We start from the raw sequence: 13,049 nt of genomic DNA, 5'->3' as shown, positions 1-13,049 counted from the left end.
GACACCCTCATGCCCCCATTACCTCAGTGGGCCCGGACGCGCGCCGTCATACGCGAAGTCGGCCTGCGCGACGGCCTGCAGAGCATCCAGACGGTGCTGCCGACCGAACACAAGATCGAATGGATCCGCGCCGCGCACGAAGCCGGCCAGCGCGAGATCGAGGTGGGTTCGTTCGTGCCCGCGCGCCTCCTGCCGCAACTCGCGGATACGGCGGAACTCGTCGCTTACGCAAAGACGCTGCCGGACCTCTTCGTCTCGGTGCTGGTGCCGAACCTGAAGGGCGCCGAGCGAGCGCTGGACGCGCAAGCGGACCTGCTGCTCGTGCCCCTTTCCGCGAGTGTGGCGCATAGCCTCTCGAACCTGCGCAAGACGCCCGATGAAGTCGTGGCCGAAGTGGCGCGCATCCGCGCCGCGCGCGACGCGAGCGGCGCGAAGACGCTGATCGAAGGCGGCCTCGGCACGGCGTTCGGCTGCACGCTGCAAGGGCGCGTCGAACCCGCCGAGGTGCTGCGCTGCATGCAGGCGCTGCTCGACGCGGGCGCGGACCGCGTGAGCCTCGCCGACACCGTGGGCTACGCCAATCCCGCCGCCGTGCGCGAACTCTTCGAGGCCGCGCGCGAGATCGCGGGCGAGCGGCTGTGCTGCGCGCATTTTCACGACACGCGCGGCCTCGCGCTCGCCAACGTCTATGCGGCGCTGGAGGCGGGCGTCACGCGCTTCGACGCCACGCTCGGCGGCATCGGCGGCTGTCCGCATGCGCCGGGCGCGAGCGGCAATGCATCGAGCGAAGACCTCGCGTTCATGCTCGCCGACATGGGCATCGATACCGGCATCGACATCGAACGGCTGCTGGCGCTGCGCACGCGCGTGGCCCAGTGGCTGACGGGCGAAACGCTGCACGGCACGCTCTGGCGCGCCGGCCTGCCGAAGACCTTTGGCGCAATTGCACAGCACGTCTGACTAGTTTGAGATCCTTATGAATACGCAAAACCGTTTGCCGCTCGAAGGCGTGCGCGTCGTCGAATTCACGCACATGGTCATGGGCCCAACCTGCGGGATGATCCTCGCGGACCTGGGCGCTGAAGTCATCAAGATCGAACCGCCCGGCGGCGACAAGACGCGCAATTTGCCGGGCCTCGGCATCGGCTTTTTCCGCTCGTTCAACCGCAACAAGAAGAGCGTGGTGCTCGACATCAACACCGAGTCGGGCCGTGCGGCAGCCGTCGAGCTGATCGGCGAGTGCGACGTGATGCTCGAAAACTTCCGGCCCGGCCTCATGGAAAAGCTCGGGCTCGATTACGCCACGCTCTCGCAGCAGTATCCGCGCCTCATTTACGTCTCGCACAAGGGCTTTTTGCCGGGCCCCTATGAAAAGCGTCTCGCGCTCGACGAGGTCGTGCAGATGATGGGCGGCCTCTCGTACATGACCGGGCCTGCGGGGCGGCCGCTGCGCGCGGGGACATCGGTGAACGACATCATGGGTGGCATGTTCGGTGCGATCGGCGTGCTGGCCGCGCTGCGCGAGCGCGACGCGACCGGGCGCGGCCAGGAGGTGCAGAGCGCGTTGTTCGAGAACTGCGTGTTCCTGAGCGCGCAGCACATGCAGCAGTACGCCATGACGCACGAAGCGCCGCCGCCCATGCCTTCGCGCGTGTCGGCGTGGAGCGTGTACGACGTGTTCACGCTTGCCGAAGGCGAACAGCTCTTCATCGGCGCGGTGAGCGACAAGCAGTTCGTGACGCTGTGCGACGTGATCGGCTGCCCGCAGCTCGCCGACGAGCCGCACTTCGCGAACAACGCGCTGCGCGTGGCGGTGCGGCCCGAACTGCTCGAGCGTCTCGGCGCCGTGCTCGCCACGCAGCAGGTGGGCGAACTCATGCCGCGTCTCGAAGCGGCCGGCATTCCGTACGCGCCGATCGTGCGCCCCGACCAGTTGCTCGACGACCCGCACCTCAAGGCGAGCGGCGGACTCGTGCCGATGCAGACCGACGACGGCGGCATGACCGAAGTCGTACTGCTGCCGCTCATGATGGGCGGTCGCCGTCCCGGCGTGCGTCAGCCGCTAGCAAAGGTGGGCGAGCATACCGAAGCGGTGCTGGCGGGCCTGAAGTCACACGCAGCGCCCTGAGCGAGCGGCAGACGAAGTAGAAGTAGTAGGTTCGCAGTTCCCCCGCCGGTCTGCCATACGGTTGCGCGTGCCACGAGCCGGCAGAAGCTCGCACGCGCCGCACGCTCGCGGACCGGCTTTCACAAGAATGACGCCCGGCGAGGCGTCGTCACGGAGACAAGCATGCAACGAACCCTCGGCGCGGACGCCCCGCTCGACGCCGTCACGGCCCCACCCACAGGCAATCGCGCAGCGGCAGCGCTTTCCGCGCGGCTCGACCGCCTGCCCGCCACGCGCCAGCTCTGGATGCTGGTCATGCTGATCTCGCTGGGTGGCTTCTTCGAGGTCTACGATCTCATCTTCACGGGCTATATCGCCCCAGGCATGGCAAAGAGCGGCATGCTGCAAACCACCACGCATGCATTCTTCGGCTTCAACGGCATCGGGGCCTTCGTCGCCGCGACCTTCGCGGGGCTTTTCGTCGGCACCTTCTGCTTCGGCTGGTTGCCCGACCGATTCGGACGACGAAGCGTCTTCACCTTCTCACTGCTCTGGTATTCGGTGGGCTCGGTGGCGATGGCGTTTCAGCATACCTCGCAGGGGCTGATCATGTGGCGCTTCATCACCGGCATCGGCGTGGGCATCGAGATCGTCACCATCGACAGCTATGTCACGGAGCTGGTCCCGCAGCAGATGCGCGGCCGCGCCATGGCGCTGAATCAGGCGATCATGTTTGCGGCGGCGCCCATTTCGGCGCTGCTGTCGTGGTGGCTCGTGCCGCAGGCGCCGCTCGGTCTCGACGGCTGGCGCTGGGTCGTGCTCGCCGGTTCGCTCGGTGCGGCGATCGTGTGGTTTGTGCGCCGCGCCGTGCCGGAGAGTCCGCGATGGCTCGTCACGCACGGGCAAACCGAGGCGGCTGAACGTGTGATTGCGCAGATGGAGCAACGCGCCGTGCGCGAAAGCGGCAAGCCCTTGCCGGAGCCTTCGCCGACGCTCGTGCTGCCGGCGCACCGGCGCGCTTCGCTCGCGGAACTCTGGAAGCCGCCGTATCGGGCGCGCCTCATCATGCTGATCGCGTTCAACCTGTGCCAGGCCGTGGGCTATTACGGCTTCGCGAACTGGGTGCCCACGCTCCTGATCGGGCAGGGCGTGACCGTCACCAAGAGCCTGCTCTATGCGGTCGTGATCGCCATTGCGCTGCCGTGCGGGCCGCTGCTCGCGATGCTTGTGGCCGATCGCATCGAGCGCAAGTGGCTCATCGTCGGTTCGGCCTTTGCGGTGATCGTGTTCGGCTTGCTGTTCTCGCAGGCGCGCGGACCGCTCGCGCTGATTTCGCTCGGTGTCCTTATCAGTCTGGCGGGGCAGACCATATCTGTGTGCTATCACGCTTATCAGGCTGAGCTCTTCCCCACTGCGGTGCGGTGCAGCGCTAACGGCATCGTTTATTCCGCGAGCCGCGTGGGCGCGATGATGTCGGGTTTCATCATCGCCGCGTTGCTGCGCGATTTTGGCGTGAGCGGTGTGTTCGCCGGCATCACCGTGTGCATGCTCGCGGTGATGATTTCGATCGGCAGATTCGGGCCGCGCACGAATGGCGTTCGGCTGGAAGAACTTTCGGCTTGAGTTGCCAGGGAAGGAGGCGCGCCGGCTGGCACGCCTGCGAAGGCAACGCTCAGGCTGCGGCGATCACGTCGATGCGCAGCGTCGGGCCGCCTGCTGCGATTTCCAGCAGACGATCGACGTTCGGGTGTGCGCCCGGACGGTTGCGCGCGTCGGCGGTGTGCTCGGCGAACACGGCGAGGCCATGCTCGGCGGCGTTGGAGTCGAGCGTGCCGAAAGCTTCGCGCAGATAGTGGTAGACCGCGAGTGAGCCCTGCTTGCCGGGCTTGTTTTCGATGCTCGCGGCGATGTTGCCCTGAGCGTCCACGAGATCGATGCGCTCGATGCCGTCGATGCCCGGCAGCAGTGCGAGATTGTCCTTGAAGACGGCGCCCGGTTGAATTGCCTGAATCACTGAAAACACTCCGTTGGTTGGAAAAATGGCTTTTGTGGAGCCGTATCTTAGCTGATCGGGGCGGGCACCGCCGCGCATCAGGCGGCGTTCGCGCTCTGTAGCACGCTTTCGATCGCGGTGGCCACGCCCAGCACGTGCGCGTCGCTTTCGGCGAGCCCCGACGCGCTCAAGCCACGGTGCCTTGCTGCGCGGCGCGCACGGCAGCGACACCGCGCAGCCGTCGAGGAAACTCACCACCGAGGGATTGCGCAGCCCGAGCGCGTTCGTTGCCACGGAGTGCGCCGAATCGGCTTCGAGCGCCGCGATGACGGGTGGCACGATGGGCACGGTCGCCGTGAGGAAGGCAGTAAAGTTCGCGAGCGCGGCGCGCGCCTGTGACATCGCGGCGGCGCTCGCCGATCCACCCAGGCGGATGCAGGGGAGCACGTGCGCGGAGTGGCGCTGAGCATGTGCTTGGAGCCGGCTGCGGTGCGTCGCGTAGGCCTCGATCGGCGAGAAGCCGATGCAATTGATGGCGGGCAGCGCCCCCAGCTGTGGCAGGTGCAGCGAGGCAACCTGCATACCCGCTCGCGAGAGGGCGCATGAGCGTGGCTTCTCAGGCGGGGGCGACATGCGCGTCCATACCCTTCGGTCACGTAGCTCGAAAGTACTACGAGGCGCACGCCTTTGGACACCGAAGGGCGCGCGCGCGACCCGCATTTTCAGCCGTGACCAACAGCGGATATCGAAGCGCGCATTCGGAGCCATCGGGCATCATGCCCAGGTCGCGTGGGTCTGTCGTAAAGCCTTTCACAATCTTGCGCAGCTTGCTCGCCTGGTCTTCCAGAGAGATGGCGGCTGCCGCGGCTTGCTCGACCAACGCGGCATTCTGCCGGGTAACGCCGTCCATTTTGGGATCGCCTGATTCACTTGCTCGATGCCGCGACTCTGCTCCTCCGAAGCATTGGCGATTTCATCGACAATGTCACACACGCGCTGGATGGACACGCTGATTTGGTCCATCGCACTACCGTTACTGACAACCAGTTCGTTACCCGTTCGCACACGCTCGACAGAAGTGCCAATCAGATCCTTGATCTCCTTTGCCGCCGTGCTCGAGCGCCGTGCCAGCGAGCGGACTTCCGAGGCCACCACGGAGAATCCGCGGCCGTTTTCGCCCGCACGTGCAGCCTCAACTGCGGCGTTCAAGGCGAGGATATTGGTTTGAGATGCAATGCCTTCAATCAAGCTGGTGATTTTGGCAATCTTGATCGCGCTATCGCTAACGCCGTTCATGGTCTCAACAACTTCCGCAACCAGGTGGCTTCCTGCCAGAGTCGCGTCGCGCGCCGTGGACGCCATCTTTCTACCCATTTCAATGTGGGCCGCCATGGCGCGTCATTCAAAATGTGCCTCGAATGAATGGTCAACATCGGATCCGGTCATGCGCGAGTATATATCGTCGGCAACGGACATGAACTATCCCTAGACATCAAGCTTTTTGTAGGTCGGGCGCCAATGTAAGCGAGCCGCTAGCTAACGCCCCCATATGAATTGCACCGCCGGTCATAAATTCTGAGTCTGTCGCGCGATCGGGGGGCGGTGCAAGTCCGCTGCACTGAAGGCGCAGCGAGCCACATCGACCCTGAGCCGGTCGCACACCGGCGGAAGGCGTCCGGGATGCGTCGGGATGACAGGCATCCGATGCGGTGGGCGCCGTTGGCTATACGGGAGTTCGGCTATCCCGGAGGCAACGCACCTCGCAGTCGCGCAACTCATTTCGACGATTACCTCGCCTTCATTCAAGTAGAACCACCCGGCTGCACTTTCTGAGATTCGCGATGGGATCCCGGTCTACGTTTGAGCACTTGCTGCGAAGCGCAAAGCTAGTGCCATCCCGCTCCGAGTACCTGCGGGTGTACAAGGCGCCCCAAACCGGCAACAGCCTATCCTGCGATACCGAATTTTCCGTGCGCTATTTGTCGTTCGGCGTCAACGTTTTGCGCGGAGCGTTCTGCAACCGCGTGTACGCCTGTTCAGGCCCTGCACTATTCTGCACAAGCGACTGACTAAGCCGCTGTGCAGAGGTCTACTCTCGGCCGTCATTGAAATGCGTATGCCCATGCGTAGGGGCCGCGCAACCCGTGCGCGAAGATTTCGGCTCAGTGGTCAACGCCCTGCGTGAAGCGTGCGTACTGTTGTGCGTATGTCGCGCGAGTGAACGTTCACAGGACTTCCTCGATGGTGTGTGTAGCAAGCTGGCTGGCGAGCAACACGCGATGGAATTGACCGACATCATCAGTGTTCGATCTGCTGCGTTTTCGCGTCTCCTGATCTTCCCGTGTCGATGCACTTATGTTGTGTATGCGCGATCGATGTGTGCGCGTGATCCGTGGCGATGGGGCGCGGAGAGAGCCTGACTTGGCCGGAGCAAACCGGGGTGCGTCGCGCGAGGGTGTTGCAAGTGTGTGACAGTGCGAAAAAGTGCATTGTTCTCAGCGGTTCCCATTGCTTCCCATGCGTTCCGATATGGGCTCGCGCGCAAAAAGATGGGGTTGACGCGTGCGCTTACAGTGCGCAGGATGGTGTGAAGATCATTCGTAACGGCGTGTGTGAAGGTGTGTGCAGGAGGATGTTAATGCCTGTCGCGAAGGTTTATACGAAGTCGCAATGGGAAGCGTTTGCCAGCGCACTTGATGCGCTTCCTGAAAGGCCCGAGACCGAACGCCTGGTCTCGATGAGCGATGCCATGAAGGACATGCGTGCACGTGTGCGCGCGGCGCAGGCGAAGGGCTACACCCTGGAGCAGATTGCGGAGCAGGCAAAGCCGCACGGCATCGACATCACTGCAAGCACCATCCGTTACGCGTTGCGCGTGGCCGCGAAAGGAAGCGTATCTGCCAACGGTGCGCGCGCGCCTGGACAGACAGGCGGACCGACGGCGCGCGCACCGGATCCTGAGCCTCGCACGAATCAGGCCCGCAAGCAAGGGGGAAAGGCCGTACCGAGACAACCCATGCCGGTGCAGGGCGCGCTCGGATTTGCAATCCGGCCCGACACCGACGATCTGTAGGGAGTGGCAATGGACACGACAGTCAACCCCATCTATCTCGTCGGAGGTGGTAAGGGCGGTGTCGGCAAGAGCGTGGTCGCGCTTGCGCTCGTGGATCATCTGGAACGCCGGGGGTTGAATACCGTGCTGGTGGAAAGCGATACGTCGAACCCGGACGTGATGCGAGCGGTTCACGAGGAAATCGATTGTGCTTCATTCGATCTGGACAAAGCTGGTGGGTGGATCGACTTCGTGAACTACTGTGACGGGCACCGGGACGCCGTCGTGGTGGTCAGCACGGCGGCACGCAACCAGGATGGCGTCGCGCGGTACGGCGCGACACTCAGCAGTACGCTCGGTGAACTCGGACGGCGGCTCGTCGTATTCTGGGTCATCAACCGGCAGCGCGACAGTCTCGAATTGTTGCGACAGTTCAGTGAGACGTTCCCGGATGCAACGGTGCATGTCGTGCGCAACGGCTACTACGGCACGCCCGAGCGCTTCGTGCTCTATCAGGATTCGAAGCTGCGCAAAAGCGTTGAGGCAAAAGGCCGGTCACTTGATTTTCCGGAACTTGCCGACCGGGTCGCCGATGACCTGCGCAGCCAGCGTCTGTCGGTACGCAAGGCGGTCGAGACGCTGCCCATCGGCCAGCGCGCGGAACTGCTGCGCTGGCGAGCATGCTACGACGCGATGTTCACGCAGGTGACGGGCGATGCGTGAGCGGCGCTCGCAGCGTGCCGGCTCGCCAGATCCGCTCGCACGGCTTTTTCTCGAAGTAAGCGGCGAGCCACCCGACGACGGGAGCCTGCTGCGCATGCGCCGTGTGTCGACGGCGCTGAATCTGCGTGACAACGATGCCCTCTGGTCGGTGCTGGCGGTACTCGAATACTACTTGCGACTTTATGAAGCGATGCCTGAGCGCATCCGGGCGGCAGGCGCGGGCGGCGTCGATACGGTGCGGGCAGAGGCGCACGCGGCGACACAGGCTCTGATGATGCAGCATCGCGACGCGCTCACGCGTTGCAAGGAGACGATCAGGCTGGCGGAGAAAATGACCACCGAGCACGAGATGCGCTACCGGGCGGCGCTTGCGGCGCTAAACGACGAAGCACTGGCGGCGCTCACACAACGGGCGGCGAGCCGCATCGCGCGTGTTGCCGGAAACCGGCTCGTAGGGGCGATGCTGGTGACAGCGCGTGAACAGCGGCAACGGCTCGATGCGGCGCTCACATCGTTCGAGCAGTCCATCATGCGGCGGCTGATGCGAGCGTGCTACGGGCTGTTGGCGTGCGGACTGCTTGTGATACTGCCGGCGGCGGGCGCCGGCGGCGTGGTCGGTTGGTGGGCCTGTGCCCATTGGGGGGCGGCAGGGCGATCGTCGTCGTTCGGGCGCACGAACCATACCTCGATGGTATCGTCCTCGACCGCGGCGCGGTAAATCGCGAAGCACGTCTGCGGCCCACGCGGCCCAGGCGGGCCAAACTGCTGTGTCGTGGTGCTCCAGCCCGTCGGCATGCCAGGTCTCAACGGTGTCCACGCCGCGTGTGCTCGCGGCAACGCCGGCGAGCTGCTGGCTTGCGACACCTCTGTGGACCGGTGTGATCTTCGGGGTCGCCGACGACAGTGACTGCGCGGCTTCGCCTTCGGAAAAACCGGTGACGTTGCCACCATTCGCGTCGAGTCCGGCGCTGGTCGTGCGGCGCGCGATCGAGCCTGCGGGCAATGACGAGATGGCCTTGGGCCCGAGGATCACGAATGCGCCCGCCTCGGCCATCTGCTGCGAGTCCATGCCGCTGCGGCGCTGTCGAGCGCGATGAGGGCCGCATTGACGTGCCCGATTTTGTCGTTGAACCGGTCGCTTTCTTCCCAGGCGTTACTGTGGTCCTCCGGGAGCGCCACCAGCTTATCCGCCAGTGAGTCCTGCTCGCAGTGAGGGCGTCCGTCTGCTGCCGCACGTCGTCGGTGTACGGGGGCTGTATCGGGCGCAAGCTGCAGTAGCGGTCCAGTTCCGGAAAATCGCGCCTCGCACGTGTTTCTGATCCAGCTCCACCCTTCGGCGCGCACTTCCTCTGCGGCAGCGTTGAGCTACTGCGCGACGAGACGCGGCAACAGTTCGGCGTCGGCAATGGAACCGGTGTTTTTATCGTCGCTTGGCAGGTCGCGTCGCACGTACCCACCCACCGCTTCATAGGCTGCGAGGCCGATCAAGCGTACGAGGCGGCTGCGGCTCGGGTCGAACCGGATGTGTTCCTTCACGCTCAACCAGCTTGCCGCCCTGGCGCTCCTGGATCAGCCTGAAACGCAGCTGGCGAGCTTCATGGGCCGTTTGACTGTGAGCGGGGAGGTGGAAAAGAGTGCGGCGATGTAATCGACGCTGCAGCTCTCTTCGGCTGCCATCCGGAAAGGAATCCTGGACGAATGCAAGGGGGGCGGCGCAGGACGCCGCCCGTAGGTGGCTACGCCTTCATCTGGCGCATGGCGTCGGCGAGCATCCACAGCGAGCGGTTGAGTTTCACGTTCTGGTCGATGCCGGTGATGGGCCGGGTGGACATAGAGCGGCCACTGCGCGAGCGCCCGTGCAGACCGCCTCTGGTCAAGTTTTCCTGAACGCGGTTAAAGATCGTCCAGAGGTCGTCATGACGATCCTCGAAGCGGCGCGGAGCGAGCAACTGGCTTTCCGTCACCGGAGCGGGTGCTTCGGCGTCGGTCGGGTCATAGCGCAGCGCGAGTGCGGAGCGTGCAAACGCGTGCTGTTCTTCGCGGTTCAGTTCAACGGCGCGCATGCCGTCCTTCTGCTCGCGGATCAGCTCGAAGCCGTCGAGCACGTCGAACGCGCCGTCGATGACATTGCGCACAATGTTGCCCTTGTGGGGGATGCGGATATCGCGCACGTTGTCGCCGGCTACCATGCCGTTCTGGCAGACAAAGCGCAGCACGCCCGCGAGCATCTGATAGCTGCTTGTGCCATCGTGTGAATTGAGCAGCACGATTTCGTTAGCTTCGTCGCCGACGATCTGGTCGGCGTGGCGAAGGCGGAGCATGTGCTTCGTGTGCATGCGCTTGCCCTCGTCGCGCACGCGGGTCTGGCACACCATGAAGGGGTGGAAGCCTTCTTTGCGCAGGCCGCGCAGCACGTCAATGGTCGGAATGCAGGTGTAGCGTTCGGAGCGGCTTTCGTGCTTGCTGTCTGCGAAGATCGAAGGGGCGACGCGGCGGATCTGGTCGTCCTGGAGGGGCGAATCGGAACGGAGAATCGGCGAGCCGTAACGGAAGGAGGAAGCGAGTTGCATGATACTCTCCACAGCGAACGAGTTGAGGGGGTTGTGCTGACCGGGCTCCAAGATTCCGCCCGTCCCGTAGGGGGTGGGCTTGTCCCGGTGGAACCCGGTGCTGGCTGTGCTGCCGCCAGTCTCCTGAGTTCGCGCCCGTGCGACTGAAGGAGCCGGTGGCAGGCAGACGTCAAGGAAAAAGGCGAGGGAGGGGTGCGGGCAACACGGTCCCTTGCCCCTTGATGTCTGCCTGCCACCGGCTACGGTCGCGTGTTGGGCGGGAACCCAGGTGACTGGCGGATGAGAAGCGTCGGGTGTGACCGGGATGAGCCGCCGCGCGGCGAGCGCGATCGTGGAGGCCGTGAGCGGCCTCCACCTGACCGGGGTGTTAAGGGGTTCAGGTTTGTGCGTGGGGGGTTGACGCCCGCGGGGGGCGAGACGCGTCACGCGGCTCGACGCGAAGCGCGAAAGCCCGGTGCGCAGCGTCAGCGCAGGGGACCTGTCACATCGTTTTTCATCGGCCAGAACGTTATGCGTGGCGTGCCACACCGTCAGACGTGTTGCGGATGGAACTGTCACCGCTCAAGCGCAAGCCGCAGCTCATTTCATGTGATGGCGTTGCACCCGCGCGTTACGCTGTTATGGTGCTCGATCGTGGCGCCGTAGCGGCCAGTGAAAAGGCGAGCCGCTGGGCGACGACCGGTTCGTCCGTGAACGGGACCGCTGTTACAAAAATGTCCCAAGTTCCCGTGCGCGTCCTGTTGGCTGAGGAGATAACGATCGGGACAGGAAATGACTGGAAACTTCGAAATTGTGTCACGGCTGCTGATCGCGGCGCTGCCCGGCAGTGTGACCGGCTTCGAGCGTGAGAGACTGGGCTGGGCGGCTGAAGTACGTACGCCCATGCTCGTCTGTGTCGCATGCCGCGCTCATGATGCTGGTGTCGGTAATTGGCTTTGCCGATGCGCTGGGCAAGAAGAAGGTCGTACCTGTTCCATCGTGTCGGGGAGCGGCTTTCCCGGTGCGGGATCCATCCTCCTTCGTGGCGAAGTGCGTGCGTGGTATCACGACAGCTGCGGGACTTTGGTCAGTGGCCGGCAGCGGACTGGCAGAGAGTGGCGGCATTTACACCGTAGCGATCGGTGCCACTGCGATCATCCTGGCAGGCGTGAGGCCGCCGGAGCGACACTTTATCCCGGTGCGCCAGCAGCGCAATATCGAGCTCCTGGTCAAACGCAGTAGTGTCTCGCTTGATACCGTTCATCGTGCACCTCTCGCGGGTAGCGTACGGGCCGGGCAGGTCATCGTGCTGCAGTCCGAGGATGATGCCGATCGTGATGACGTGCAGATGGCTGCCCCGCTCCCAGAGATACTCACCTGAACCTACGAAGAGGAAGGACTCGACGCATGAGACTGACGTTCTGGCACATCACGGATGGGGAAACTTTAGGTGAAAAAGTGATAAGGATGCCGTGCAAATCAATAGTCCGCACTCAAAACTTGTGCGTCATGCCGATGATGCCGCGAGCGGTCGCACCCGGCGTGACCGGTACACCGGAGTATTGCGCACCGTTCAGCGAGAAGTCGGTCCGATTTCGGTTATCGAGCAGACCGGCCGCCACATAAATGCCCGAGCGTTTCGACAGGAAATACGAATAGGCGAGGCCGATCTGCTGCGCGTTGTTGCCGTTACCGCTACGGTCATGCAAATTGCCGTACATCACCGCGATTTCATTCGCCGGGTTGAACAGACGATGCCGACGCCGTGTACATCGCCACGTTCTGGCTATGGTCGGACCGCGTTTCCGTATGGTAGACGAGATAGAAGCGTGCAGCGCTCAGCCGCAGCGACGTCGCGACCGTGAACACCTTCTGCGTCGAGGTGCCTGTCGCATTGTCCTGCTGCTCGTAACCTGCGGCGAGGTGCCACGGGCCGTTGATGTACTTGAACACCGCGTTATAGAACTGAAGACCGTTGGAAGGTTTGGTGGTCGCATCGCGCATGCCGACCATGAATTGCACGGGAAGGCCGCGATAGGTCGGCGTGAAATAGGCGATTGCATTGTTCGAGCGCACGCTGACGTCGGAGAGATCGCTGCACGACGAAGCGATCGATTTGCCCGCAGGCGGATCGAGTTTCGCCGTCGATAAACAGATACTGCGGCTTCTTCTGCCGCCCGATCCGAAATTCGCCGAAGCTGCCCGACATGCCAACCCACGCGAGGCGATTGAACGCGTAGCCCGCGACTTGCGCGGCGCCGTTCACTGCGGAAAAGCCCTGTTCCAGCTGGAAGTTAACGTGGACGCCACCGCCTATGTCCTCGTGACCGATGAGTCCATAGACGGTCGCGAACATGCCACCTGATGACGTTCGCACCACGCCGCCTGAACCACCGTTCTGATATTCGATGCCGTTATCGATGACGCCGTAAAGCGTGACCGACGTTTGCGCCTGAGCACGCCACCCGACGTGATGCCGAAGTCCTTGGAAACCAGTTCGTTCACGGCGTCGTGCGCTTGCGCGACGTCCGAACCTGCCGCCGAAAATGAACGACAACCTCGATTGAGTTCCGCTTACCCAACTCTATACCCCTGGTGCTATGTGCCTTGATGCATCCCGGGATC

The 13,049-nt window shown here is 63.7% G+C and carries 13 protein-coding genes and 1 pseudogene; 7 read left to right on the top strand and 7 right to left on the bottom strand.

Translation table 11 applies throughout. From position 1 onward, the window contains the following. Positions 1-9 precede the first annotated feature (9 nt). The 3 genes from AB3X99_RS27160 (at position 10) to AB3X99_RS27150 (ending at position 3,730) form a co-directional block, all read left to right on the top strand. A complete protein-coding gene (locus AB3X99_RS27160) occupies positions 10-960 on the top strand; it encodes a hydroxymethylglutaryl-CoA lyase (protein ID WP_368618656.1) in 951 nt (316 codons plus the stop codon). Positions 961-976: 16 nt separating this feature from the next. Continuing rightward, a complete protein-coding gene (locus AB3X99_RS27155; RefSeq protein ID WP_368618655.1) occupies positions 977-2,128 on the top strand; it encodes a CaiB/BaiF CoA transferase family protein in 1,152 nt (383 codons plus the stop codon). A gap of 162 nt (positions 2,129-2,290) precedes the next feature. Next, positions 2,291-3,730, top strand: a complete 1,440-nt coding sequence (locus AB3X99_RS27150) for an MFS transporter (RefSeq protein WP_368618654.1) — start codon at positions 2,291-2,293, stop codon at positions 3,728-3,730. 49 nt (positions 3,731-3,779) lie between these two features. On the opposite strand, the gene AB3X99_RS27145 is transcribed toward AB3X99_RS27150, so the two are convergent. Together AB3X99_RS27145 and AB3X99_RS27140 are read right to left on the bottom strand one after the other, a co-directional pair. Continuing rightward, positions 3,780-4,199: a DUF2322 family protein gene (locus tag AB3X99_RS27145; RefSeq protein ID WP_083245219.1), complete on the bottom strand. Its 420-nt coding sequence runs from the start codon at positions 4,197-4,199 to the stop codon at positions 3,780-3,782. 571 nt (positions 4,200-4,770) lie between these two features. Then, positions 4,771-5,429, bottom strand: a pseudogene (locus AB3X99_RS27140) (methyl-accepting chemotaxis protein); the annotation flags it as partial. A gap of 1,258 nt (positions 5,430-6,687) precedes the next feature. Here AB3X99_RS27140 and AB3X99_RS27135 point away from each other — a divergent pair. From AB3X99_RS27135 to AB3X99_RS27125, 3 genes are read left to right on the top strand one after another with little or no spacing between them, the layout of a single operon-like run. After that, a complete protein-coding gene (locus AB3X99_RS27135) occupies positions 6,688-7,173 on the top strand; it encodes a hypothetical protein (protein WP_256094619.1) in 486 nt (161 codons plus the stop codon). A 9-nt stretch (positions 7,174-7,182) separates the two neighbouring features. After that, positions 7,183-7,875, top strand: a complete 693-nt coding sequence (locus tag AB3X99_RS27130) for a P-loop NTPase (RefSeq protein WP_069263679.1) — start codon at positions 7,183-7,185, stop codon at positions 7,873-7,875. Then, positions 7,868-8,593, top strand: a complete 726-nt coding sequence (locus AB3X99_RS27125) for a hypothetical protein (RefSeq protein WP_368618653.1) — start codon at positions 7,868-7,870, stop codon at positions 8,591-8,593. The genes AB3X99_RS27130 and AB3X99_RS27125 overlap by 8 nt, the downstream gene beginning before the upstream one ends. 647 nt (positions 8,594-9,240) lie before the next feature. Here AB3X99_RS27125 and AB3X99_RS27120 read toward each other — a convergent pair. Together AB3X99_RS27120 and AB3X99_RS27115 are read right to left on the bottom strand one after the other, a co-directional pair. Next, entirely contained in the window at positions 9,241-9,411 is a 171-nt protein-coding gene (locus AB3X99_RS27120) for a hypothetical protein (RefSeq protein ID WP_368618652.1), read from the bottom strand. A 200-nt stretch (positions 9,412-9,611) separates the two neighbouring features. Continuing rightward, the gene (locus tag AB3X99_RS27115) at positions 9,612-10,445 is read right to left on the bottom strand and encodes a DUF932 domain-containing protein (RefSeq protein ID WP_368618708.1); all 834 of its coding nucleotides are present in this window, start codon (positions 10,443-10,445) and stop codon (positions 9,612-9,614) included. A gap of 910 nt (positions 10,446-11,355) precedes the next feature. Between AB3X99_RS27115 and AB3X99_RS27110 the strand changes: the two genes are divergently transcribed. Continuing rightward, positions 11,356-11,805 (top strand): hypothetical protein, encoded by a 450-nt coding sequence (locus AB3X99_RS27110; protein WP_069263688.1) that lies wholly within the window; start codon positions 11,356-11,358, stop codon positions 11,803-11,805. Between the two features lie 112 nt (positions 11,806-11,917). On the opposite strand, the gene AB3X99_RS27105 is transcribed toward AB3X99_RS27110, so the two are convergent. From AB3X99_RS27105 to AB3X99_RS27095, 3 genes are read right to left on the bottom strand one after another with little or no spacing between them, the layout of a single operon-like run. Beyond that, entirely contained in the window at positions 11,918-12,145 is a 228-nt protein-coding gene (locus AB3X99_RS27105) for a porin (protein WP_256094620.1), read from the bottom strand. Positions 12,146-12,155: 10 nt separating this feature from the next. Next, positions 12,156-12,500: a porin gene (locus AB3X99_RS27100; RefSeq protein ID WP_256094621.1), complete on the bottom strand. Its 345-nt coding sequence runs from the start codon at positions 12,498-12,500 to the stop codon at positions 12,156-12,158. Continuing rightward, positions 12,382-12,981, bottom strand: a complete 600-nt coding sequence (locus AB3X99_RS27095; protein WP_256094622.1) for a porin — start codon at positions 12,979-12,981, stop codon at positions 12,382-12,384. The genes AB3X99_RS27100 and AB3X99_RS27095 overlap by 119 nt, the downstream gene beginning before the upstream one ends. Positions 12,982-13,049 lie beyond the last annotated feature (68 nt).

The organism is Paraburkholderia sp. BR10882, assembly GCF_040948855.1.
Classification (GTDB): Bacteria; Pseudomonadota; Gammaproteobacteria; order Burkholderiales; family Burkholderiaceae; genus Paraburkholderia; species Paraburkholderia nodosa_A.
Note: the sequence above shows the minus strand (reverse complement) of the source record. Positions and strands in the feature narration are given on the sequence as shown.

Excerpts from the sequence above, each read along its gene's own strand:
- AB3X99_RS27155 (WP_368618655.1), top strand. The coding sequence starts at position 977 with ATGAATACGCAAAACCGTTTGCCGCTCGAAGGCGTGCGCGTCGTCGAA.
- AB3X99_RS27150 (WP_368618654.1), top strand. The coding sequence starts at position 2,291 with ATGCAACGAACCCTCGGCGCGGACGCCCCGCTCGACGCCGTCACGGCC.
- AB3X99_RS27110 (WP_069263688.1), top strand. The coding sequence starts at position 11,356 with ATGATGCTGGTGTCGGTAATTGGCTTTGCCGATGCGCTGGGCAAGAAG.
- AB3X99_RS27160 (WP_368618656.1), top strand. The coding sequence starts at position 10 with ATGCCCCCATTACCTCAGTGGGCCCGGACGCGCGCCGTCATACGCGAA.
- AB3X99_RS27130 (WP_069263679.1), top strand. The coding sequence starts at position 7,183 with ATGGACACGACAGTCAACCCCATCTATCTCGTCGGAGGTGGTAAGGGC.
- AB3X99_RS27105 (WP_256094620.1), bottom strand. The coding sequence starts at position 12,145 with ATGTACGGCAATTTGCATGACCGTAGCGGTAACGGCAACAACGCGCAG.
- AB3X99_RS27125 (WP_368618653.1), top strand. The coding sequence starts at position 7,868 with ATGCGTGAGCGGCGCTCGCAGCGTGCCGGCTCGCCAGATCCGCTCGCA.
- AB3X99_RS27115 (WP_368618708.1), bottom strand. The coding sequence starts at position 10,445 with ATGCAACTCGCTTCCTCCTTCCGTTACGGCTCGCCGATTCTCCGTTCC.
- AB3X99_RS27145 (WP_083245219.1), bottom strand. The coding sequence starts at position 4,199 with ATGCGCGGCGGTGCCCGCCCCGATCAGCTAAGATACGGCTCCACAAAA.